Origin of the sequence: Agitococcus lubricus, from assembly GCF_003051055.1 — a bacterium.
GTDB classification, from domain to species: Bacteria; Pseudomonadota; Gammaproteobacteria; order Pseudomonadales; family Moraxellaceae; genus Agitococcus; species Agitococcus lubricus.
On record NZ_QAON01000006.1, the window covers coordinates 185,570 to 209,368 of the forward strand.

Annotated in this window: 23 protein-coding genes, 1 other RNA gene and 1 pseudogene; 16 read left to right on the forward strand and 9 right to left on the reverse strand. The window is 41.3% G+C overall.

Annotated features, from left to right (window positions below; translation table 11 throughout):
* Positions 1 to 330 precede the first annotated feature (330 nt).
* The 5 genes from C8N29_RS08220 (at position 331) to C8N29_RS08240 (ending at position 4,155) form a co-directional block, all read left to right on the forward strand.
* Positions 331 to 1,773 carry a coniferyl aldehyde dehydrogenase gene (locus C8N29_RS08220; RefSeq protein WP_107865577.1) on the forward strand — a complete coding sequence of 481 codons (1,443 nt, stop codon included), beginning with the start codon at positions 331 to 333 and terminating at the stop codon, positions 1,771 to 1,773.
* Between the two features lie 327 nt (positions 1,774 to 2,100).
* Positions 2,101 to 2,337 carry a 50S ribosomal protein L28 gene (gene rpmB, locus C8N29_RS08225; protein WP_107865578.1) on the forward strand — a complete coding sequence of 79 codons (237 nt, stop codon included), beginning with the start codon at positions 2,101 to 2,103 and terminating at the stop codon, positions 2,335 to 2,337.
* A gap of 10 nt (positions 2,338 to 2,347) precedes the next feature.
* Entirely contained in the window at positions 2,348 to 2,503 is a 156-nt protein-coding gene (rpmG, locus tag C8N29_RS08230; RefSeq protein WP_001205031.1) for a 50S ribosomal protein L33, read from the forward strand.
* 179 nt (positions 2,504 to 2,682) lie between these two features.
* Positions 2,683 to 3,513: a bifunctional DNA-formamidopyrimidine glycosylase/DNA-(apurinic or apyrimidinic site) lyase gene (gene mutM, locus C8N29_RS08235; RefSeq protein ID WP_107865579.1), complete on the forward strand. Its 831-nt coding sequence runs from the start codon at positions 2,683 to 2,685 to the stop codon at positions 3,511 to 3,513.
* 288 nt (positions 3,514 to 3,801) lie between these two features.
* Entirely contained in the window at positions 3,802 to 4,155 is a 354-nt protein-coding gene (locus C8N29_RS08240; RefSeq protein ID WP_107865580.1) for a hypothetical protein, read from the forward strand.
* Between the two features lie 154 nt (positions 4,156 to 4,309).
* Here C8N29_RS08240 and C8N29_RS08245 read toward each other — a convergent pair whose 3' ends face one another.
* The 3 genes from C8N29_RS08245 to C8N29_RS08255 form a co-directional block, all read right to left on the reverse strand.
* Complete coding sequence (locus C8N29_RS08245) at positions 4,310 to 4,555, reverse strand: YfhL family 4Fe-4S dicluster ferredoxin (protein ID WP_107865581.1); 246 nt, start codon at positions 4,553 to 4,555, stop codon at positions 4,310 to 4,312.
* A 15-nt stretch (positions 4,556 to 4,570) separates the two neighbouring features.
* On the reverse strand, positions 4,571 to 5,053 hold the full coding sequence (gene coaD, locus C8N29_RS08250) for a pantetheine-phosphate adenylyltransferase (protein ID WP_107865582.1): 483 nt from the start codon (positions 5,051 to 5,053) through the stop codon (positions 4,571 to 4,573).
* 111 nt (positions 5,054 to 5,164) lie between these two features.
* On the reverse strand, positions 5,165 to 5,785 hold the full coding sequence (locus C8N29_RS08255) for a FecR family protein (protein ID WP_107865583.1): 621 nt from the start codon (positions 5,783 to 5,785) through the stop codon (positions 5,165 to 5,167).
* A 432-nt stretch (positions 5,786 to 6,217) separates the two neighbouring features.
* On the opposite strand from C8N29_RS08255, the gene smpB reads away from it, so the two are divergent.
* The 3 genes from smpB (at position 6,218) to C8N29_RS08270 (ending at position 8,869) form a co-directional block, all read left to right on the forward strand.
* On the forward strand, positions 6,218 to 6,685 hold the full coding sequence (gene smpB, locus C8N29_RS08260; protein WP_107865584.1) for an SsrA-binding protein SmpB: 468 nt from the start codon (positions 6,218 to 6,220) through the stop codon (positions 6,683 to 6,685).
* Positions 6,686 to 6,755: 70 nt separating this feature from the next.
* Positions 6,756 to 7,111: a transfer-messenger RNA gene (gene ssrA / locus C8N29_RS08265) on the forward strand.
* Positions 7,112 to 7,639: 528 nt separating this feature from the next.
* Entirely contained in the window at positions 7,640 to 8,869 is a 1,230-nt protein-coding gene (locus tag C8N29_RS08270) for a tyrosine-type recombinase/integrase (RefSeq protein ID WP_107865585.1), read from the forward strand.
* A 223-nt stretch (positions 8,870 to 9,092) separates the two neighbouring features.
* Here the strand turns inward: C8N29_RS08270 and C8N29_RS08275 are convergent, their stop codons facing one another.
* The 6 genes from C8N29_RS08275 to C8N29_RS08300 all read right to left on the reverse strand — a co-directional run bounded on the left by C8N29_RS08275 (position 9,093) and on the right by C8N29_RS08300 (position 17,788).
* Positions 9,093 to 10,256 (reverse strand): chromate transporter, encoded by a 1,164-nt coding sequence (locus C8N29_RS08275; protein WP_107865586.1) that lies wholly within the window; start codon positions 10,254 to 10,256, stop codon positions 9,093 to 9,095.
* A gap of 10 nt (positions 10,257 to 10,266) precedes the next feature.
* Positions 10,267 to 11,190, reverse strand: coding sequence for a chromate resistance protein ChrB domain-containing protein (locus tag C8N29_RS08280; RefSeq protein WP_107865587.1), 924 nt, complete (start codon positions 11,188 to 11,190; stop codon positions 10,267 to 10,269).
* Positions 11,191 to 11,340: 150 nt separating this feature from the next.
* Positions 11,341 to 14,472, reverse strand: coding sequence for an efflux RND transporter permease subunit (locus C8N29_RS08285; RefSeq protein ID WP_204509303.1), 3,132 nt, complete (start codon positions 14,470 to 14,472; stop codon positions 11,341 to 11,343).
* A 7-nt stretch (positions 14,473 to 14,479) separates the two neighbouring features.
* Positions 14,480 to 16,069 carry an efflux RND transporter periplasmic adaptor subunit gene (locus C8N29_RS08290; RefSeq protein ID WP_107865588.1) on the reverse strand — a complete coding sequence of 530 codons (1,590 nt, stop codon included), beginning with the start codon at positions 16,067 to 16,069 and terminating at the stop codon, positions 14,480 to 14,482.
* Positions 16,066 to 17,337 (reverse strand): TolC family protein, encoded by a 1,272-nt coding sequence (locus tag C8N29_RS08295; protein WP_107865589.1) that lies wholly within the window; start codon positions 17,335 to 17,337, stop codon positions 16,066 to 16,068. The genes C8N29_RS08290 and C8N29_RS08295 overlap by 4 nt, the downstream gene beginning before the upstream one ends.
* 67 nt (positions 17,338 to 17,404) lie before the next feature.
* Positions 17,405 to 17,788 carry a hypothetical protein gene (locus C8N29_RS08300; protein WP_107865590.1) on the reverse strand — a complete coding sequence of 128 codons (384 nt, stop codon included), beginning with the start codon at positions 17,786 to 17,788 and terminating at the stop codon, positions 17,405 to 17,407.
* A 390-nt stretch (positions 17,789 to 18,178) separates the two neighbouring features.
* Here C8N29_RS08300 and C8N29_RS08305 point away from each other — a divergent pair, with 390 nt between their 5' ends.
* From C8N29_RS08305 to C8N29_RS08340, 8 genes and pseudogenes are all read left to right on the forward strand, one after another.
* Entirely contained in the window at positions 18,179 to 18,517 is a 339-nt protein-coding gene (locus tag C8N29_RS08305) for a hypothetical protein (protein ID WP_107865591.1), read from the forward strand.
* A gap of 191 nt (positions 18,518 to 18,708) precedes the next feature.
* The gene (locus C8N29_RS08310) at positions 18,709 to 19,653 is read left to right on the forward strand and encodes a DUF932 domain-containing protein (RefSeq protein WP_420836656.1); all 945 of its coding nucleotides are present in this window, start codon (positions 18,709 to 18,711) and stop codon (positions 19,651 to 19,653) included.
* A 145-nt stretch (positions 19,654 to 19,798) separates the two neighbouring features.
* Positions 19,799 to 20,239: a DUF6878 family protein gene (locus C8N29_RS08315; protein WP_107865593.1), complete on the forward strand. Its 441-nt coding sequence runs from the start codon at positions 19,799 to 19,801 to the stop codon at positions 20,237 to 20,239.
* A 54-nt stretch (positions 20,240 to 20,293) separates the two neighbouring features.
* The gene (locus tag C8N29_RS08320; protein ID WP_107865594.1) at positions 20,294 to 20,770 is read left to right on the forward strand and encodes a DUF6878 family protein; all 477 of its coding nucleotides are present in this window, start codon (positions 20,294 to 20,296) and stop codon (positions 20,768 to 20,770) included.
* Between the two features lie 155 nt (positions 20,771 to 20,925).
* Positions 20,926 to 21,375 carry a DUF6878 family protein gene (locus tag C8N29_RS08325; protein WP_107865595.1) on the forward strand — a complete coding sequence of 150 codons (450 nt, stop codon included), beginning with the start codon at positions 20,926 to 20,928 and terminating at the stop codon, positions 21,373 to 21,375.
* Positions 21,359 to 22,177, forward strand: coding sequence for a hypothetical protein (locus tag C8N29_RS08330; protein ID WP_107865596.1), 819 nt, complete (start codon positions 21,359 to 21,361; stop codon positions 22,175 to 22,177). Before C8N29_RS08325 ends, C8N29_RS08330 begins: the two co-directional genes overlap by 17 nt.
* A gap of 102 nt (positions 22,178 to 22,279) precedes the next feature.
* On the forward strand, positions 22,280 to 23,458 hold the full coding sequence (locus C8N29_RS08335) for a YqaJ viral recombinase family nuclease (protein WP_107865597.1): 1,179 nt from the start codon (positions 22,280 to 22,282) through the stop codon (positions 23,456 to 23,458).
* Positions 23,459 to 23,580: 122 nt separating this feature from the next.
* Positions 23,581 to 23,703, forward strand: a pseudogene (locus C8N29_RS08340) (recombination directionality factor); the annotation flags it as partial.
* Positions 23,704 to 23,799: the final 96 nt, after the last annotated feature.

Sequence of the window (23,799 nt, forward strand, 5' to 3'; positions counted from 1 at the left end):
ATCGAAAAAAGTATCAAAATACAAACAAAATCAAGGTCATTTGTTTTATGTTAAAAAATTGTGCCTCTCTTATTCTCCGTTCTACCTCAACAATAGTTAGGTCTTTACACGGCCAATTTCATGAAGCCTACTACATATCCATCACAACACGTCATAACCACGACCAAGCGCAATACACGAATGATGCTACCGTTCAGCAGAAATATGTATTTTTAATTTGACAGATTAGAGCAAATACTCTAAAACTACAATAATTTTTAAGTTAGTACGAAAGTGCTAATCAATAGCGGACTCCCATCTCCGCGCTGACATGGTAAATAGAGGCTTAATATGACTGCCAGCGTTTCTTCTCTTCATATAGACCATCCTGAAGTTGCCGATATGCAGCGTATTTTTGATACGCAAAAAACTGCTTTTCGTTTACGTCCATCGACAACAGCCAGTGAACGCTTAGCCTTACTCGATAACTTAAAAAATGCACTTATTAAATACCAAGACCAAATTGCACAAGCGATTTCCGAAGATTTTGGCCATCGTTCTATTCATGAAACGAAGTTCGCTGAAATTCTAACCAGTCTAGAAAATATTAAGTATTACAGTAAAAATTTACGTACTTGGATGCAAGCTGACAAACGTCATATTAATCCAACGCATTTACCTGCTAAAGGTTGGGTGCAATATCAGCCTCTGGGTGTCGTGGGTATTATTACCCCATGGAATTACCCATTATTGCTTGCAATCAGCCCATTAATTTGCGCTTTGGCTGCGGGTAACCGTGCCATGATTAAAATGTCCAGCTTTACGCCTAAAACGGGTCAAATCGTTAAAAAAATGATGGCCGAAGCCTTTAGCGAAGACCAAGTCGCTGTCATTACAGGTGGTGGCGCTATTTCTGATGCCTTTAGTCGTTTAGCCTTTAATCAGATTACGTTTACGGGTTCGACGAATGTTGGTCGTACTGTCATGGCGGCGGCGGCTGAAAACTTAACCCCAGTACTGCTCGAGCTTGGCGGTAAATCGCCTGCAATTATCCACGAATCGGTGCCTATGAAAGATGCAGCCGAACGTATTGCGTTAGGTAAAGGCTGGAATGCTGGTCAAACCTGTGTCGCACCTGATTATGTCTTTATTCCTAGAGGTAAAACGCTGGAGTTTGTGGGCGCAATGCGTGTCGCGATTGCTAAAATGTATCCCAGTATGCTTAACAATCCAGACTACACGAGCATTGTCAATAATAAGCAATACCAGCGCGTTAACAGCTATCTTGATGATGCACGTGAACAAGGCGCAGAGATTTTTGAAATCAATCCCGCCAACGAATCTTTTGTTAATACTCGCAAAATGCCTGTGATGTTAGTTTCTAACATCAAACAAAGTATGCAAATTGCCAAAAATGAAATTTTTGGTCCTGTGCTGATGATGATGGAATATGACCATATTGAAGAAGCCTTAGACTATATCAATCAACGCCCCGCACCACTGGCATTGTATTATTTTGATTATAACGAACAACGTGCTGACTTTGTTTTACGCAATACACAATCGGGTGGTTATTCTGTCAATGACGTGATTACCCACGTTGCTGAAGAAGACTTACCATTTGGCGGTGTGGGTCATTCTGGTATGGGCAAATATCATGGCAAAGAAGGTTTTATTGCCATGTCTAATGCACGCTCTGTACTCATCAAACCCAAGTTTTGGTCTATGCGCTTCTTGGCTGCCCCCTTTAAGAGTCCAATCCACAAAATTATTGAAAAAGTGTTATTAAAATAACACGCTCAGTTTCAAAAGCTGGCTCAAGTTATGAATATAGCTTGAGCCTTTTTGATTTAAGAACTTCACCAAGGCTTATCGCGTTGGTGCAAGAAAGTCAGTCGTACACAGTCACCCCTGCGTCGGCTAAAATCCCACGTTTTATTTTGATACCGTCTCTTTTGACGGTTTTCTACTAAAAACCACTTTTTAAGTGGCAAAATGACAAAATAAAAACGGAGTTTTGCGTCAGCCTACTTGCTGTCAAAGGGGCATTTTGTTATAAATGCGCCCCTTGCTATCTGCCGCTGCTAAAGCGGCGGTTGTGATTGCATTCGGAGAGTAATTATGTCTAAAGTTTGCTTAATAACAGGCAAGCGTCCTATTGTTGGTAACAACATTTCGCATGCTAATAACAAAACGAAGCGTCGTTTTGAACCTAACCTACACTACCATCGTTTTTGGTTAGAGAGTGAAAAGCGTTTTGTGCGTTTGCGTGTATCTTCTAAAGGTATGCGTACTATTGATAAGCTTGGCGTAGAACAAGTCGTTGCAGACTTACGCGCTAACGGCCACAAAATTTGAGGATTAGATCATGCGTGACAAAATCCGCTTAGTATCTTCTGCTGGTACAGGCTATTTCTATACCACGACTAAAAATAAACGTACTATGCCTGAGAAAATGGAAATCAAAAAATTTGATCCAAAAATTCGTCAGCACGTTATTTTTAAAGAAGCAAAAATCAAGTAAGTTTTATTGATATTTGTTCTAAAAAAGCCCGTTCTTCGGGCTTTTTTATTGCGCCTGATTTTGCGTGTATCTGGATGATGTCAAAGAGAACACCTTCGTTATCCTCTCTTAATATTGACGAATCCTTACAGAGCCTAGACAATTTCAGCGACTATTTTTGTATGTGATAAGAAAACATTATGCCCGAACTGCCCGAAGTCGAAACCACACGACGAGGTTTAATGCCCATTATAGGCCAATCCGTCATGGCTGTACGCATCTATCAACCTCGCTTAAGACAAGAAATTCCCACCACCTTACAAGACATTGTGGGGCAAACGATTCTTGACTTACGTCGACGGGGTAAATACCTGCTATTGGATACTGCAAATGGTTCTGCGTTGATTCATTTGGGTATGTCGGGCAGTTTGCGTTTATGTGACCCGAACCAAGCCTTACGCAAACATGACCATGTGGTGCTAGAGTTTAATAACAATTTGTCCTTACGCTTCCATGACCCGCGCCGCTTTGGTGTTTTTTTATGGCTCACTGAAGCACCTGAACAACACTCTTTATTAGCACACCTAGGCCCTGAGCCTCTCAGTGACCAATTTAATGCAGAATACTTATTTGAACGCAGCAGACGTAAAAACCAACCCGTGAAAAGTTTTATCATGGATGGACAAGTCGTCGTTGGTGTAGGCAATATTTACGCGAATGAAGCCCTGTTTTATGCAGGCATACACCCACTATATCCCGCAAAAATGCTGACTTTGCCTGATTTTCAGCGCCTGTACGAACATATTTATCGTATTTTATCTGCAGCGATTGAACGTGGTGGCACCACACTACGCGACTTTGTAAACAGCGAGGGAAATCCTGGTTATTTTCAACAAGAGTTGATGGTCTATGGCCAAGAAGGTGCGGCATGCAAACGCTGTCAACATCCGTTATCACTCGTACGTATTAACAATCGTAGCACCGTATTTTGCTTGCTTTGCCAACCTGCCTATCTAAGCCCTAAAGGTTAATAGGCTTTTTAACCGATAGCGCGGTATTTAAACTGCCTTATGGCAACAATCGTGTGATAAGTACATTTCGCAACGACATAATTTGCAGTAGAATGGACAAAGATATAACTACTAAAACTATCAACCATTTGGCTACTTTTGTTAAATAACACTGAGCGTACATCTTTTGCATATTTGTGCATGTGTTAACGACTTTTACCAAGTTAAATGCTACATAATATCTTGTGACTATGTTATAAAACGGTAAAAATTAACAACAGTCGCGACACTCTCAACAAGGAGATAACAATGAGTCTGTTTCCACGCCATGCGTTGGCAACCTTTAGCTTATGTGTTGCTAGCATGACCGCTGCGATGCCTTCTTTTGCCGAAGAATTAGATGACCAAATTAATCAACGTCCTAGTGCGATGGCGATGGCTGGTGATGCTATTTTTGCACGCCCTGTTCTCCTCGCCCTCACTTTAGGTGGTACAGCGACTTTTGTAGCCTCCTTGCCATTTACCGCTCTGGGGGGGAATGTAGAAGAAGCGGCTAAGACCTTGGTGATTGGTCCCGCTAAATCCACATTCACACGTTGTATGGGATGTACAGCGACTCAAGATGAATGGAAAAATCAGGCCACTAGCAAAGCCGATAATTAATTTTTAGTGATAAGCGTTTATTGTTTCAGCAATAAATACATCTTTTTTGATAAAACAGGTGAAAACTGGCGCGTTTATCGCTAGAATGCGCCAAGGGTTAAATGAATTAACCCCCCTTTTCGCCCCGCCAATCCTACTTGTTGGTGGGGCTTTTTTATTTCTGGAGTTTAGTGACTTTCAGCACTAATTGCTCATAACTTTCTACATGACGTGGGTCATGTGGAATACAACTCACTGGACACACCGTTTGACATTGTGGTTCATCAAAATGCCCTACACATTCGGTACATAAACCAGGGTCAATCTCGTAAATATCTGGCCCCTGAAAAATCGCTTTATTGGGACAGACAGGCTCACAAACATCACAATTAATACATTCATCGGTAATCATTAATGCCATCAGTCGCTATCCCTCTTAATGACCAAATTTAAGATTGAATGCGGTGACAACCTCGGATGGAACAAACTTAGAAACGTCACCACCTAGACGGGCAATTTCACGTACTAAGGTCGAAGAAATAAACGATAAGTGCTCGGCAGGTGTTAAAAATACGGTTTCAAAATCAGCGACTAATTGGCGATTCATATTCGCTAGCTGAAATTCATATTCAAAATCAGATACCGCTCTTAAGCCCCGCAATACCGCCGTTGCTTGTTGCTCTTGAACAAATTTTGCTAATAGTTGACTAAAGCCACAAACTCTCACATTGGGTAAGTGAGCAACAACGCGTTCGACTAACTCAACACGCTCTTGTAAATCAAAGAGAGGCTTTTTGTGATGACCCGCAGCAACGGCGACTATGACTTCATCAAATAAACGTGATGCACGCTCAACGAGGTCTTTGTGACCATTGGTAATGGGGTCAAAGGTGCCAGGATAAATTACACGTGTTTTCATAAACCTTACTCATCATCATAGGCAATGAGTAATAGTACCTAAGTTAGTGACTTAGGTACAATCTTATGACTAATAACACCCGTTTTTTTAATGCATTTAAAACTGTTCTCTTTAATTTGCCTGAATCGTGGCCATAGCACGCATGACTTTTTCTTCTGGCCATGTTTTGGGTGTAGTTGGCGTATCACTTGATACGGTAGTGCCCAAACCTGCTTTATCTAACTCTACTTGGCCTTTGTCGTTTTTGACATATACCCCCGTACCCTCTAACATGACGACATCTAACGCACCATCGGGACTTAAGCCGTACCCTCCCCAAAAGTCGGTACCACGCACCCCAATCGTAGCAACGCGCGTAGTCACTTCATAACGATGCGGACGTTTGGTAATACTACCCGTCACACTACGAAAAGCCCCCTGTAACAACTCAAATAGAGCAACATTGGGCTGTTTTCGAAAAATTTTATATTCTTTAATCACTAATTGGCTGTCTTTTCCAACGGTAATTTTACTGCCATCGCGTAACTTTAATTCTGCAATAGAACCTGTTGCTGTTTTGACGAGGTCGCCTCGACAAATTTGGGTGCCTTCTATGGGCTTAATGGTTTCATTTTTACGCTGTAACTCAACATTGCCCGTAATTTGTACTACTTGTCCAACACGGCACTGGCTTTGTGCTAATACGGATTGATTCATTAATACCAAAAAAGATACAAGTGCTATTCTTTTCATCACAAAACTCCGTTGTATTTAGGCTTCTTGTAGAGAAAGCCGTTAGATTTATGTTTTCACGAGACATGATTAAATTTGACCCTATTTATGAAACAACACAAGCTCCCTCCAGACAAAAGGATGTTTGACTTGGTTCAAATAAAAGTTCAACTACCTCTTAAACCTATATACGCGAAAATCTTATTAAATAGAGGCCGTGATTGTGCATTTTTTGTTGTCGTTTATTGTTTTTTCAGACGTACTTCAAAGCGCCTCTTTGAATTTACACGTTTGATATAACAGACTATATAGCAGGCCAGTAATCGGGTTATACTCAACAATCAGTATGTTACATGTTGAGCGCCTCATTGATTGGTGCTTATCTTGTCATCAAGGTAACGGTGCATAATTGCCGTTATCAACTTTATTTTTTCTGCTACGTATTCACACTATATGAGTAAACAATCAACCGCCGCCAATAATATTGCTCAAAATAAACGAGCAAGACATGATTATTTTATTGAAGATACTTACGAAGCAGGTATTGTTTTACAAGGTTGGGAAGTCAAAGCCTTGCGTGCTGGTCGTATCTCATTAGTCGATTCTTATGTATTACTTAAGGATGGCGAAGCCTTTTTACTAGGCTCGAATATCACGCCTTTATTGTCTACATCCACACATTATGTCCCCGAAGCGACACGTACGCGCAAACTATTACTTAACAAACGTGAGCTGAATCGGTTAATTGGTGCGGTGCAACAAAAGGGCTACACTTGCTTGGCCTTGTCTTTTTATTGGAAAAATGGCTTAGCCAAGTGTCAAATTGGTTTAGCCAAAGGAAAGCAATTACACGATAAACGTCATAGCGAAAAAGAACGTGATTGGCAGCGCGAAAAACAACGCATTTTTCGTAATAATTAAGTCTAATGACGGTTAAGCAGTTGAAATCTCTCAAATATCCTCAATATCTGTGTTATACTGGCTAGACTTTGGGGATGACATGGCTTCGACGGCGGTGATGAAACTCTGAGGTGCATGTCGAGAGTGAGGTGTCTCTCGTAAATAAAAATCTCAAAATATAGTCGCAAACGACGAAACATACGCACTCGCAGCTTAATAGTTAGCGAAGCAATGAACCCATGCGCCGGTGGCTGGGGGATTTGGGCGTAACGCTACACTGGCTATGCTTTATGTCTTGTCTCGCGGCATAAATCTAAAACTTAGAGAATCGTTGGCTACGCCCTGTCGGTCGGGTCGTCGTCGATTAAATCAATAGACTAGACTAAACATGTAGAGCCAAGAGCGTAGTGCTGACGGACGCGGGTTCAATTCCCGCCATCTCCACCATTTAATATTCCAACAAGCTAGAAAAAACATCAAAAACCTAATAAAAACCGCTACTTAGCGGTTTTTTTATGCACAATCAAATCCAAAGACCATTAATACCATCTAATCCAATTTTACGGTAACCTCAACGGTAACTGCACTTTCCGCTAGGTTGTTACCGTAATGTCTTACTCCAAAGAGTTACAAAAACTAGATGCTTGCTTTTCAACTTCCATGACTTTAACTCAGTCTTATCCCCTATTCTCATTCAAACGACACATCAAAAACCTTTATCTCAAGTCAGTTTTTTCACAGTCTCTTATTATTCACTCTGCAAAAGAATTGTTAACTTTTGTAAATAGCCACTCTATTTATTTCTCAATTTTTTGTCCAACTAAATTTAACAAGCCCACAAAAGAACCAACAAAGCACAAAAACCATTACAAACTATTGATTTTACTAATTTTTATAAAAAAATTATATTTCTCATCACAACTTAATGAATAGATTGTTTAGTTCTAAAACTATCTTTTTTGACAGGAGCACAAAATGTCATTAACCGATACCCGTTGTAAGGGAGCTAAATCTCAAGAAAAAGACTACAAAATGTCTGACGAAAAGGGGCTGTATATGATTGTCAAAATCACTGGCGCTAAATGGTGGCGTTTTGATTATAGCTTTGACGGTAAGCGTAAAACGCTATCTTTAGGGACATATCCAGACATCAGCTTAAAAATTGCGAGAGAGAGACGTGACGAATATAGGCGCATGGTAGCGACAGGTATTGACCCCTCCGCCAATCGCAAAGCTAGTAAATTAGTTGAATCCATTGAGGTAAAAGACAGTTTCAAACTAATTGCTCTTGAATGGCTGAATGTTAAAAAGTCTGAATGGGTTTCTAGCCATTATTCAAAAATTGAAGCCCGTTTACAAAGAGACATTTTTCCATGGATTGGCGATAAATCAATCATCGAAATTAAACCGATTGAAATTTTAAATGTCTTAAAACGTATTCAAGATAGAGGCAGTCTTGAAACTGCTCATCGTGCAAAATCTGATATTAGCCAAATTTTTCGTTATGCCATTCAAACCGATAGAGCGCAAAATAACCCTACAATTCATTTAGGCGGTGCACTCAAAACCCCCAAAGAAAAGCACATGGCCTCTATCGTTGAACCAGCACAAGTTGGCGAGTTGCTCCGCCAAATTGAAAGCTATGAAGGCACATTTATTGTACGTTGTGCCTTACAGCTCGCTCCCTTAGTGTTTGTAAGACCTGGCGAGTTAAGACAAGCTCAGTGGAAAGATATTAACTTAGAAACGGCTGAATGGAGATTTAAAGCCAGCAAAACACATCAAGACCATATTGTGCCACTATCTAAACAAGCCGTAGAAATTTTGAAAGCCATTCAGCCCTATTCAGGTCATGGTCTATATGTATTTCCTGGTTTGCGTGGCGATGATCGTCCGATGAGTAATAATGCCATTTTATCCGCATTTAGACGTATGGGTATTGAAAAAGAAGAAATGTCTGGTCATGGTTTTAGAGCAATGGCCAGAACACTTTTAGCAGAGCGACTCCGCTTTCCTGATGGAATTATTGAACATCAATTAGCTCATCAAGTGCGTGATGTGCATGGTCGTGCTTATAATCGAACCAGCTTTCTAAATGATCGCAAAATAATGATGCAAGATTGGGCGAATTATCTTGATAATCTTAGAAAAGGTGAAGACGTTTTACCTGATGGCTTTACACCTCTTCACTCAATGCAGTATTAAATTGATGATAGCAATATAGTAAGCCTGTGTAAAATTGGCGTAATGACTATTAAACTATGTCAAAAACATTGGATTGTCATAAAAGGCACAGGCATTTAATTATATTGCTTGTCTATTTAGACCAATACATATTAGTGATCAAATTTAACTAACGAATAGTATCACTTAAAACACGATATGATGAGTCAATTGTATATTAGAGTTCATCTAAAATGATCTTCAATTAGTGCATCAATGGATAAACAATCAATCCAATTAGTGCTGCCCCAATAACAATAATAGGTTCTTTAATAGATTTTATTTTCCATAGTAAAACACCCGTTCCAATGGCAAGTAATGCTGTTGGAATATCTACGATAGATCGTTGTGCTAACACCACTACTGACCCTGCAATTGCACCAATCGCAGCCGCAGTAATACCATCGACAAAGGCGATGAGTGCAGGATGTTTGCCATATTTCTTAAAGTATGGTGCTGGCAAAATGGTCAATAGATAACAAGGAATAAAAGTCGCTAATGCAGCAATACATGCACCTTGCACTCCTGCGACTAAATAGCCAATAAATGCCGTTGTAATCACCACAGGACCTGGCGTAATCATCGCAACAGCGACGGCATCAACAAATTGATGCTCAGTTAACCAATGATGCTCAGTAACAACACCGCCATATAAAAATGGCACAATCGCCAAGCCTGAGCCAAAAACGAACGCCCCTGCTTTCGTAAAAAATAAAGCAATTTGAATTAAAGTATTACTATCTGTTGCCGTGGTTAAAGCAATCTGTTGTAAAGGGACAGGTGCAGCCAATGCCGATAATTTACTCGTTGGCCAACGTGGTTTACAACGAATGAACCACACTAAAGCCCCTGCTGCAATAAATAAAGCAGCAGCTTCTGACTCGGTGATAATAGTAACAGCCGCCAATGCTGCAAAAATCCCCCACAATAATTTATCGTTACCAATACTTTTTGTGGTCAATTTGTGCGCACTAATGGCAATAATACCAATGACTGCTGCTCCAACACCATAAAACACTGATTGCATCCATGTTAGACCACCAAACTCTACATAAGCCCAACCTAATGCCAAGACCATAAAAAATGACGGTAAGACAAAGGCTAAGCCAACTAAGGTTGCCCCACGAATATGATAATGAACATAGCCCAAATAAATGGCTAATTGTGCTGCTAATGGGCCTGGGGCAATCTGTGATAATGCAAGTCCTTCTTTATAGTCCGATTCGCTAATCCAAGCTTTTTCCTCTACTAAATCACGGTGCATATAACCCACTAACGCAACTGGCCCACCAAAGCCAAATGTTCCTAAGCGTAAAAAGTAAACAATTAATTGCCAGAGGGTATATGTTGGTTGATGTGTGATCATCATGACTATATTCCTAAACTTTGTTAAAACTAATCAATAGTCCATCAAATAACTGGCAGGCCGTTGTTAATAATTGATCATCGTCTTGAATAGATTCTCTTAAGCCAGCGAGTACTTTTTCTATCCCTTCGGCTTCGGGAGGCTGTACCCCTCCAACATCTAAAAAATGTACCAATTGTGCTAAACGCTGTAATGCGGGGGTTTCTAAACTAAAACTGGCCAATAAAGTCTCAAAAGTCACTTTATGACCAACGTGGGAAAAATATGCGCCATCAAAATCAAAACCAATAGCATCGGCTGGACAATCATTTAGGGAAGCTAACCATAAAAAACTCGCATTGGTGTCAATAAAACGACAAATCAGCCATGCACTGGCTAGACGATCAACCCAAGGACGCGCACGAGTTGCCCATATCTTCTGATTAAAATCACTTCTTAATAACGGAGCAATTGTGTTCGACAGTGCTTGCGGCTCATCAGGGGAACTCGCTTTTGCAACAGCTTGTTCTAAATCTTGTAAGACTGAGGCAACTTGGTTTTGTGCCTCTGTAGGAAAAAAATCAATAGCGACTAATTGGCTAAAATTCTTACGCAATTTACGTGTTTGTTTTAAAACATCTACGTTAAATTGAGTTAATAACTGTGTTTGTAGGGAGGTAATTTCTTTTAGTAAGGTTTGCCATTCCTCTGTACGATCAAATAAGGCTGCGAATAGTTCAATATCTCCGCTTGTTGGTAATACATAGGCAATACCATCATGGTCACGAACATCTTTTGCTATCGCCTGTAATGCTATATCAGCTTGTTGCGAGGCAGGCAAAAGATAAGCACCATCACGCAATACGGCTGCTCCCTCCGTTTTTAAGGCACGCCATGCACGCATACGAGCCGTTGCACTGGCTGTAGACAAAGATAAAACAAGCAATATCCAATTCATAATAACCACCAATTTTATTTGTAGTTAATATTACATATTTGTTGTTATATCTACAATAAAAATCAAATATACGAAAATGTTTGATAATGTTTTTCTAAAAAGAAACGGCTCGTATAGAGCCGTTTCTTGAGATAGAACAATTTTTAGAAGCTATATATCCTCGGCGTGTTTTGTATTGTTGATTTCCTCTCGTTGCGATTGACCAATCTCACCAAAACGTAAATACAAAGCTGGCACAACAAACATATTTAATGCAGTTGATGACAATAAGCCAAATAAAATAACTACTGCCATTGGTGCTTGTATTTCACTACCAGGTTGACCTGCGGCCAACGCTAACGGCACTAATGCCAAGCCAGCCGCTAAAGCAGTCATCAGAATAGGAATTAATCGCTCTTTTGCGCCTCGCAATACAGCTTCACGCGGACTAGACACTCCTTCTTCTAGATGTAAATGACGGATATGAGAAATCAACATCACGCCATTACGTGTTGCAATACCAAACAAGGTAATAAATCCGATCAATGTTGCAACTGACAATAACCCACCAACAAGATACATACCAATGACACCCCCAATCAAAGCTAATGGTAAATTTAACATCACCACCAAAGCATCACGGCTTGAGCGAAAGGCAAGGTATAATAATAAGAATATACCTGCCATAACCACCACACTCATGATTAATAAGGTGCGTGTTGCTTCATTAGCACTTTCAAACTGGCCACCAAACTCAACATAATAGCCTGTAGGAAATTTAACTTGTTGTGTCACTTGTTGACGAATATCTTCTACGACACTAGATAAATCACGGCCAGCCACGTTCGCCATGACCACTAATTTACGCTGAACATTTTCACGACTAATTAAATTCGGGCCAACATCGCGTCTAATTTCTGCTAAGGCAGATAATGGCACTTGCGCGCCTTCAGGAGTTGTCATTAACGTAGATGACAAGTTTTCAAATGAGCGACGAACCTTCGGATCAAAACGCACCAAAAGATCAAAGCTGGCTTGTCCTTCTAAAATCTTAGAAACTTCTGTGCCTGCAAAAGCCGTTTGCACAGCCTCCATGACTTCTTCAACAGAAAGCCCATATTGTGCAATCATGTCTCGTTTAAGTTTAATCATCACAAAAGGAATATCAGCTTGTTGCTCTAAGCTAACATCGACTGCTCCTGATGTGGTACTGGCAATGGTTTTGATCTGCTCACCTAATTGACGTAGTTGCACAAGGTCAGCTCCAAATAACTTAATGGCGATATTGGCACGAGTACCTGAAAGCATATGGTCAATACGATGTGAGATTGGTTGACCTATCACCACACTCATACCTGCCAAAGATGAAAAATCTTCACGTAAGGCTTGTAATAACGCCTCTTTGCTACGCGCTTTCATCACTAAGCTGGTTTCAATTTCGGAGGCATAAATTTCTTGTGCATGTGGGTCGGCAGGCGCACGACCTGTTCGACGAGCAGTTGCTACCACTTCGGGTTGTGCCAATAAAATAGCTTCAACGCGTTTTGCCATGCGGTCAGATTCTTCTAAAGACGTACCTGGTAACGTTGTGACATTGACCGTTAAACTGCCCTCATTAAAATCAGGCAAAAAAGCACGACCTGCATTGATTAACGCAATCACTGCTATCAATAACATTGTTAAAGACACGATGGAGATAGCTCGCCAATAATTAATGATTGCTGATAAGACCGTGACATAAACGGCTTGTAATTGCATTAATAATTGGGGTTCACGATGCGAGAGATGGGCATTATCTGCTAAGAAGCGTACTGCTAATACAGGCGTTAGTGTAATGGCCACTAATAAAGAAGCTGCTAATGCAATGACATAAGCAAAACCAAGGGGTGCTAATAAACGACCTTCAACACCTGATAATAAAAACACAGGTAAAAATACCAACATGATAATCAGTGTTGCAAACACAATCGAACCTTGTATTTCTCGCGTTGCCTCAAATACCACATGAATAACCGATGACTGTTGGCTTGGACTGATTAATGCGTTTTGCCGTAAGCGACGCATAATGTTTTCAACCACAATAATCGCATCATCAACCAATGCACCAAGCGCAATCGCCAACCCTCCTAATGTCATGGTATTTAGCGTTGCCCCTAATCCATATAAAATCAGCACAGCCACCATTAAAGAAAAAGGCAGTGCGACTAAAGTGACAAAGGTTGCTCGCCAAGAGAGTAAAAAAGCAAAGACAATAGCAACGACCAAAATCACACCGTCTCGTAGGGCTAACAACAAATTATCTAAAGCTCGCTCAATAAAATCGGCCTGTCTAAAAATATGAGATTCAATTTTCATATCTTTGGGCAAGGACTGTTGAATGCTGATAAAGGCTTCATCTAGGCGTTGAGTTAAGGCTAAGGTATTCACCGCAGGCTGTTTTTGAATGGCAAAAATTACTGCTGATTTAGCATTATAAGCACCTGTTCCACGGGTAATGCCTACTCCTATTTCCACTGTTCCCAAATCACCAATCAAAACGGCCAGACCATTTTTACGCACGACCACCGTTTTAGCGACATCTTCTAGGGTTTGCACTCGTCCCAAACCTTGAATCAAATATTCACGACCAGACTCTTGATAAAATCCTGCGGCAGTATTGTGATTACTTCGTTTTAAGGCTTCGACGACTTGATTAACGCTAATGTTATACGTTGCTAATCGCTCTGGATTGAGTGTTACTTGATATTGTTTTTCATCTCCACCAATGGTTAACACTTCTGCAACCCCAGAAACGGCTAATAACCGTCGCCGTACTACCCAATCAGCAGTCGTTTTTAGCTCTGCCCCTGTTGCCGTGGGTGAGGTTAAGGCAATAAACATAATTTCGCCCATCACCGAAGCGGCAGGTGCCATTTGTGGTGTAGGAATATCGGTAGGTAAGCTCGCTTGTGCTAATTGCAATTTTTCAGCGACAACTTGTCTTGCCTCTCGAATATCGACTCCCCAAGCAAATTCAACAGTAATGACGGATAAGCCAATCGTTGAATTGGAGCGTACCCGACGCACATTGGGCGCACCATTTAATGTCGCTTCTATGGGAAAGGTAATTAAATTTTCGACCTCTGTGGGTGATAAGCCATGAGCTTCTGTGACCACCGTAACAGAGGGTGCGGTTAAATCAGGAAAGACATCGACAGGCATTCGTGTCGTTTGCCAGCCTCCCCAAAACATTAATAATAGGGCAACAATAAAGACAAACAGCCGATTTTGTAATGACCAGCGAATGAGAAAATCAATCATCATCTATTCCTCAATGTGCATGACCATGACCCATAGCAGCAGGTGCAGTGGCTGCTAAACGAACCTGATAAGCACCACGTGTTACCACACGTTCACCTGCTATCAGCCCTTGGCTAATGCCAACCCAATCGCCATCACGAATACTTGCCTTTACTACCCTACGTTCAAATGACTCTCCCTCTTTCAAAACAAATAACACACTTTGGCCATTTTCATCACTTAATGCACTGGCTGGAACAGCAACAAGATTTTGTGCAACACCTGTATAAAGTTGGGTATTGACAGTCATGCCTAAACGTAATTGCTGCTGTGGATTGCTAAACTCTAAAATAGCTGGGACAGTACGCGTATTAGCATCGACCAAACCGCCATAAGCGACTAAACGTGCATTTTTGCCTATTTCTAAAGCGATGGCTTGAGACAGACTATTTAAGCTAAAAAAGCCGCCTGTTAATGTTTGAATTCGACTTAACTCACTTTCAGGAATTTTAGCTTCGAGCCAAACTTTGTCTAAATCAGCAATTTGTAGCAACGATTGCCCAGCTTCGACTGATGCACCTGCTGTGGTATTCACAGCAACCACTGTTCCCGAAATGGGTGTTTTTAACGCAATGCCGCCTTCTCCTCCTTGATAGGTGGCTAAACGCTTACGTGCTGCGGTTAAATTTGCTTGTGCTAAACGCTCTTGTTGTCGTGCCTCTATCACTCTTTTTTCTGCAACTGCTTCAAGGGTCAATAAAGACTCTAAACGTTTACGCTCATAACTGGCTTGGTCTAAGGTAATACTCGCTTGTTCAATAGCCAGTGATAAGGCTGCAAGATCTGCATCTCCGCCTAAACGCGGTGATAAATACGCTAGTGTTTGACCAGCAAGCACTTTTTGTCCTAAATGTGGAAAATCATTTGTCGCGGATTTGATAATACCCGTACTGATGGCTGTCACTATTGCTTGTCCTGCTGCACGCGGTTTAATAACCCCGATAGCAGAAACAGAATCTCGCATTGCACGTGTGACTGCTGGTGCAGTCGCAAAATCTATTTTCCATTGCTGCTCTTTGGTAAACGCAATCAATCCTGATTCTTCTTCTGCAACCGCCTGATGTTCAGTCGCTGTTTTAGCATCTGGATAAACCTCAACTTCGCCTAAATCATGGACACTTTGTTGAGTACCGTCTGTTAAAATCAATTGCAAACGCCGTTTGCCGATATATTGCGGCTTCATGACGGGTCTAAAAATGCCTGCTGTTTGGCTCACTGTTGCGACAACACGCTCTTCTGGATGGCCACCGCCTGTTAAGCTGACCAACAACTGACCTTGATTAACCGCACTAAAATCTTTTAGCCATGTCAAATGAGCAGCAAATGCTGACTCTGTGTTAAGTATTAAGGGGGGATACTCGACAAATAATTCTGCCTCTGTCGTGTAATGGGTCACACTAATCCCTCCGCCGTGACCGTGACCATGTTCTTGATGTCCTTCCTCATGAGATGGATGCTCATGCTCCCCGTCTTCATGGGAGTGTTCTTTTTTGCTACACGCTGTTAATGATAGAGCAGAGGCTAAAGTGCTAATGAGCAATAATCTATTTAAGTTTTTCATAGTGTGACTCCCACCAAACTATCTAAGGTGACACGGGCTAAACTGGCTTGATATTCAAGGGTAATAATGCTTTGTACGGTGCTTAATTCACCACGATACGCATCTAATAATTCCAATACACCTACTTCACCCGCCTGATAGGCTGCCTGTGCAATCGTAGATAATCGTTCTGCATTTCCCATTGCGTTTTCACGTAGTGCAATGGCTGCTTTTGCTAAATGCTCTAACTGCTGCCATTGCCCTATCAATACGCTATTAGCCTGCTGATAACGCAAATCTCGTTTTGCACGCAAACTGTCTGCCTCTGATAAAAACTTCAACTGACGTGTCTTTGCTTGATTAAATACGGGTAACGGCATAGCCAGTGATAAGCTAATACCATCACTTGAACCTGTTGGGGTGCTGATTCTTTTTTGTCCTATTCCTAAGCTAATATCAGGAATTTTATTTAAACCTGCGGCTTCAGCCTGATGCGATAAGGCATTAATTTGTGCATCCATTGCGGCTAAATCAGACCTGTTATTCAGCTTTTGTTGTAGCTCTTTTAAATCGGGTAAACTTAATGGCAATAAATGGCCTGTTACGGTCAACTCATTAGCTGTTTGAGCAAACGTCAAACCTGCTAAACGATGCTGTAACAAGACAATCTCCGCTTGTATTTGTGCAGATTGTGTTGATGCCGTTAACAGTTCTTGCTGTAAGCGTCGCGAGTCATAACCTGATACCTCACCTGCTTTGACTAATTTCTGTATGGTTTGCTGTGCTTGATTAAGACGTATTTGCCACTTTTGATAAATTTCTTGTAGTTGCTGTTGATAAAGCAACTCTAAAAAAACTTGGCGGACTTCTAAAATAATGGCCTGACGTTGATCTTGTTGTAATGCTTTGACTGACATCAGGTGTTGTTGTGCGGCTTTTTTTTCTAAACGTCGATGACCTGAAATATCAAAAGTTTGTTCGATTTGATAAGTCAACTCAGTATTACGTCCCTCATCTCCACTAACTTGAGTTCGCTCAATCGACACCATTGGATTAGGCCACAAACTCACTTCATTCACGGTTTGTTGTGCTGCTTCAATATCTGATTTTTCTGCTATTGCTATCATCGGACGTGATAATGCCTGTTTAATGGCTTCTTGCTCAGTAATAAGTTCGGCTTGTACAGGGCTAATCTGCAAACAGATATATCCAATGACTGTCGACAATGCTTTAGGCAAGCCATGTCGACTAGACGCTTTTTGTGCGCCTGTTAAAAAGAATCCCGTCATAGGGAAACTCCTATTTAAAAATAATGGCTATGCTCAGCTTAAAAGCTGAGTGTGGTTGACCAAATACTTAAATAAATAGGTTTTGTGGCGGGCGAAATGGTTGCTCTGGCAATCTTAATCGTACTGACATGAGCGGTGCTGTATGGATTATCATGCCACTACGAACAACTAAAAACTCAAAAGGAGATACCATACTCATTGGCATATGACCCAGCATATGTCCAATCATGCTATGAGCATCCTCATGTTCATGTCCGTGAATAGAAGATAAATCTATGACATCTGCATGGTCAGGGTGATGATGATCTTGTTCAAAGAAAGAAGTTGGGGAAGAATGCGCGAGTTGTTCATGGTCAGCTACAAGCTGCCACCCAAAAGTTGGCGACAAAAAGGTCAATAACATCACTATTAAGGTGATTCGACTGGTCAGACGATAAAGGGATAAACGCATAATGGTCAGAGTCTAGCATTCATCAGAAAAAAAGCACAAGACAATTTTATAGTTTGGTTTAATAAGCACTTTTGAATATCTTACCCAATGGTTTTACGCATCATCAATCAATCCAGTATTAAGTTAATGATATTTATATTGAACTTGTATAATCAAAGAATCTGAAAACTGCTACAGATGAGTTTGGTGCACGTTTACTCAATCTTTTTTTAGCACCAATAGCTTAGTTGCTTACTCTCATCCCAAAAAATTTCAAATACATATTACTTAACTGAGTGAATCAAACTCATTTCCTTTTATTTCCAATACCTTGCCATAGCCTAGACTGCCTTAGCGGTAGTCTAGGTCTATGGCTTTTTTATCTGTTTCATTGATAGAGGATTCATCATCATGACTATGCGTTGTCCTTATTGTTTATCTTATCAAGTAGACACCTTAAATCAGGCTAAAAAGACTGGCAGTGCTGTGGGTACTGTTGCAGGAGCGGCTAGTGGCGCATCTGCTTCATTTAACGGAGCAAGAGTCGGTGCATCTATTGGTGCCATCGTTGGCCCTGTTGGTTCAGTGGTCGGTGGTTTTGCAGGAGCGTTATTAGGCGGTTTTCTCGGTGGAGTTGCAGGCGGTACGGCGGGCTCTAAACTCGGTGAATTTGTTGACGATAACATTTTAGATAATTACAAGTGCTTACGTTGTGGTTATACCTTTAGTCAGCCTCGTCATTCACATTAAACTTACTTTACCCCTCTTCTTCATTTTAATCGTTATCACGCTTTTTCTTTCACTGTCCTTTTCAATGTTATTTCCCTCAGCTTTATTTGTATATGTTAATGCGTCTCATTTGCTTTTAACTATACTTTATTGATGATAGTTTTTTATCTTTCATTTTCGGAGAATTTATCATGTCACATTTAGTCGAATCGATGGCTTATGTCGGTACAACCCCATGGCACGGTTTAGGTAATCATTTAGAAGAACAACAGCCCCTAGAGGTTTGGGCTAAACAAGCAGGTATGGATTGGTCTATTTTAGAAGCCCCTGTCCGTTTTATGACAGGTGATGAACAAACATCATCCATTCGTACCTTTGCCGATAATAAGGTGTTGTATCGCTCAGATACGAACACTCCCCTGTCAGTCGTCAGTCAACGTTATCAAGTGGTTCAACCGCGTGAAATTTTAGAATTTTATCGCGATTTAACCGAAGTCTCTGGCTTTGAGTTAGAAACGGCTGGGGTGTTAAAAGGCGGTCGTAAAATTTGGGCATTGGCTAAAACAGGTCAATCCATGAGCTTACGCGGTAATGATGTCACTAATGGCTATTTGCTGTTGGCAACCGCTTGTGATGGCACTTTAGCCACAACCGCGCAATTTACCAGTATTCGGGTGGTGTGTAATAACACCTTAGCCGTGGCTTTAAATGGTCAAGGTCAAGCCGTGAAAGTTCCTCACAATACTACCTTTGATGCACAAGCCGTTAAGAAACAACTCGGTGTTTCTGTGGCTGCTTGGGATGATTTTATGTATCGCTTAAAGACCTTAAGTGAACGTAAAGTCAAAAGTACCGAAGTCGATAAGTTTTATGCCAAAGTCTTTGGTGATGCGGCAATGAAAGGTCAAGCCAGTATGCAATCCTTTGAACGCACCATGGCAAAAGCAAAGACTTTGTTTGAGGGTCAAGGTTTAGGGGCGGAGTTATCGTCTGCTAAGGGGACGGCATTTGGTTTATTAAATTCTGTGACTGAATTTGTTGACCATCAGCGTAAGGCACGCAGTATTGACCATCGTTTAGATTCAGCATGGTTTGGCCAAGGGGCGGTTATCAAACAACGTGCATTGGATGAGGCATTACGGTTGGTGTCGGCTTAACTTATTTGTGGGTTATTGTTGTCAGCAACAAACAAATAGTCTGCCAGTTTTATTTAATTCAACTGCCTTATTTTATGTTTCTTAAAGCACGGTGACTGTGGTGGTCATCGTGCTTTTTTTATGCCGTTTGATTATTGGAGGCATCATGCTCTCTCACAATTCACAAGCGATGACTGCTTTATCCACCAATCGGCAACGTGTGCTAAACGCATTACAAGCAGTCGAGATAAATGAAGTTATCGTCCGTTATCGTGGTAGTAGTGATGAAGGCGATATTACGGAAATTGTTATTCCTTCTCATGATGACCAATCCCCTTCCGCACTACAAGATCAACTTTTGGCGTTTAGCTTTGTTCGTGGCACATACCGTTATGGTGCTTATCATTACTTTTTAGTCGATAAACCCTTGTCATTAGAGGAGGCATTACGTGTGTTTACGATCATGTGGGTTGATCTTCATCATGCTGGTTGGGAAAACAATCAGGGTGGTGAAGGTGTCATGACCATCAATAGCTTAAACGATCAATTCTTATTGGTTCACACCGATTATTCAGTCCCATCAAATGACTATCGCTATTGTCTATAGCTGTTGCCGATTGCTCTATTAGTTTTTTATTCAACTTTTTCATGGAGAACTCCCATGTCCGAGTATCATAATCCAGAGGCGATTGCCATTATTCAAGCTAATCGTGATTTGTTATTACACACTATGCCCTCATTAGGTATCAGTGAGATTACTATCGAATATGAAAGTTATGCTGATTCAGGCGATGTCACTGCCTTAAAGGCCTTCCCTGAAACACAGTTAACGCAGATTGATAAATGCCAACTGTCCTACCAATTTTTAATCCTCGCACGTGATACACAAGGTCAGTATTACAGTGCAGGTGAAGTCCAACAAGTGTCGATGCGTGTGGCCTTGTGTGATTTCGCTTTAAGCTGTTTAGGGATTAAATACCCCGATTGGGATACCGAAGAAGGGGCTGAGGGTAAAGTCATTTTAGACGCGGATGAGCAGCGTTGTGAATTAATTCATACCCAATTTTTTATGGAATATGCGCGTCATTCACCCTACCACGATACAAGCAAACCAGCGGTGAATAATACGCTGATTTAGCAAGTTAATTCCTTTTCTTTCACTTAGATGATTTATTCATTTGCTGTCCATTTTTCCTTTGTAATTCCTTGATTTCATCCGCCCTGTTGCCCTTTGGCACAGGGCTTTTTTTATGCCTTTTTTCTTAATTATCGTTATTAAGTTGGAGTTTTATCATGATGGGTTACAGTCCTAAATCCTTTGAGGCGGTACGTGCTAATCGTCAACCGCTGTTAACTGCCCTTGCTGCCTTAGCCATTACTCAATTAGTGGTGCGTTATGAAGGCGGTGGTGACTCGGGTGATGTCTCTGAATTAGAAATTTTTCCTGAATCATTAGCTCAAGCCAATATTGCCGATACCTTAAAAACACAGCAGCTCACGTATCACTGTTTAGCAGGCGAATATCAAGATGGTGAATACCGTTACTTTTTACAGGAGCAACAATCGTCGATTGATTCCGCCTTACGTGATTTTACCTTAACGTGGGTCGATGCTCATCATGGGGGTTGGGAAAACAATGATGGTGGCTCGGGTACGGTGACGATTAACGTCACCGAGGGAACCTTTCGTTTAGAACATACCGAGTATTACACGGAGTGCAGCAATTATGAATACGATTTATAAGGCTGAATCCGTTGACACTCTGTCCTGTGCTCAAGAGGTGCATGTGTCTTTAGGAGCTTATGGTCGATTAACTCATCAACAAGCGATTCAATTGGCTTTAGACGTTACACCACGAGAGCCTTTACTCGGTTATCTATCGACAAAACGCTTACAAATTTGTCCGCAGAATTTGGGGCAATTTACCCCTGAATTGGCATTGCAATTAAAAGCTGAATTAGCTCACATTGAGTTTCGCTGCCATGCCAATGTTCATATCGAAAGACAGCACAAAATCGTTGATATAGCCGATTGGCCACATGAAAAAGAGTGGTTTAAACAAATGGCGCATTTATCGCACTTGCTGGATGCGCCTGTTTATACCGCTCATGCAGGTAAACGCGGTACTTGTTCAGTCGCTGAGGTTTTACAGTTTACTCAAGAGATTGAGGATTTATTTGGGATGCCTGTCGGTGTTGAAGGTCATTACCCTACGCCAAACGGTAAACATCATTGGTTAATCAGTACATGGCAAGAATATCAACAACTGTTGGAATCTAGGGTGCATTACGCCTTAGATTTGTCGCATTTGAATATTCTGGCGGTACAGACGAACCATGTGGAATGGAGCTTAGTGCATGAACTACTCAGCAGTCCCCACTGTTTAGAAATTCATCTCAGTGATAATCATGGCTATGGCGACCAACATTTACCCCTGAGTAACCCTCATGCGTTGCCGTGGTGGTGGTCATTACTCAGTTCGGCTAATCCTAATGCAACGATTTTTTCGGAAGGTAGGCAACGTGTGCCAATCGCTTTAGCTTAACTCGTTTCTGCATTCGTCAATTCGTCATTACTCAACAAATTTATCAATTCACCCAAGCACAGTCTGTATTACAGGCTGTGCTTTTTTTATGTCGAGGTTTTTATGGAATATCAACATACTGAACGATCGCCATCAACTTCATTGGCGGCTGTATCACATCAACCGCTGGCCATTGGTACAGCTACGCCTGTTAATTCAGACAACTCTCTGTCTTTAACCGTACTGAGTGAGCAATCCACTAAAGCCCACACCCACACTGCCAACGCGATTCGTTTAATCAACACCAAAGGCTTAAGCCGTAGCGAATGGTTAGCTGTTCGCCGTCAAGGCATTGGCGGTAGTGATGCTGCCGCAGCTGTTGGTCTCAATCCCTATCAATCCCAGTTGGAATTATGGATGATTAAAACAGGGCGTTTTAGTGAAGATAACATTGATTCTGAGGCGAATCACCATTCTTCGGTGATACCTGATATAGACTCCAAGATGTATTGGGGTCAAATTTTAGAACCGATTATTGCCCAACATTACACCAAAGTCACAGGCCGTAAAGTGCGTAAGGTTAATGCCATTCTGCAACATGCCGATAGTGACAAGTCATGGATGTTGGCCAATATTGATTATCGGGTCGTTGGCAGTGATGAGGTTCAATTACTGGAATGTAAAACCGCAGGTGAATATGGCGCAAAGTTGTGGAAAGACGGTGTGCCTGAGTATGTGGAATGTCAGGTACAACATCAATTAGCGGTAACAGGTTTACAAGCCGCTGATGTCTGTGTGTTGATTTGTGGTCAGCAACTCAAGATTTATCGCATTGAACGTGATGAAGAGTTGATAGCCAAACTGATTGAATTAGAGCGGTTATTTTGGCATTACGTGCAAAGCAATATACCGCCTTGTGCCGATGGCTCTGAATCCGCAGGCATTGCTTTACGCTGCTTGTTCCCACAAGACTACGGTCAAACGGTTGATTTTAGCAACAATACCCATGTCTTAGGCTTATTTGACTCGCTCATCAACACACGTAAGCAACTCAGCTTTTACCAACAACAGGAGGAATTTTATAAACAACTGCTGCAACAGAATTTAGGTGAAGCCAGTTATGCCCAATTTTCTCAAGGCTCATTGTCATGGAAAAAGGCTAAAGACTCGGTTTACCTAGATACTACTGCACTCGCTAAAGATCATCCACAACTCTGTCAACAATATCAACGCAGCAAAGTCGGTAGCAGACGCTTTTTAGTCTATGAACGGCCTGTCGCAAATACCAAAGCCAGTGATTAACCAGTCACTCAGTATTAAGTTCGATTAACTCAAACCGATTCCACCACTCACTTTTTACCCTGACACGGCATACAGCCCTTGCATAACAGCAAGGGCTTTTTTCTTTTTTATTGGAGAACATCATGATTAAAGGCTTAGCCATCACCCCACCGATTATCGGTCGGATTAGCATTGGTAAAATTGTCGAAAAGAACGGTAAACGTTTACCCGAAAAGGATGACCAATTTACCTTAACCACTCAAGTACTGTAATGGTTTAATAGAACAGGACACTTTGATAGGTAGTATTTATACTGCAAGTAGAGGTGTTTATGAAAGCAACGAAGTCAATGAAAAAGCCGA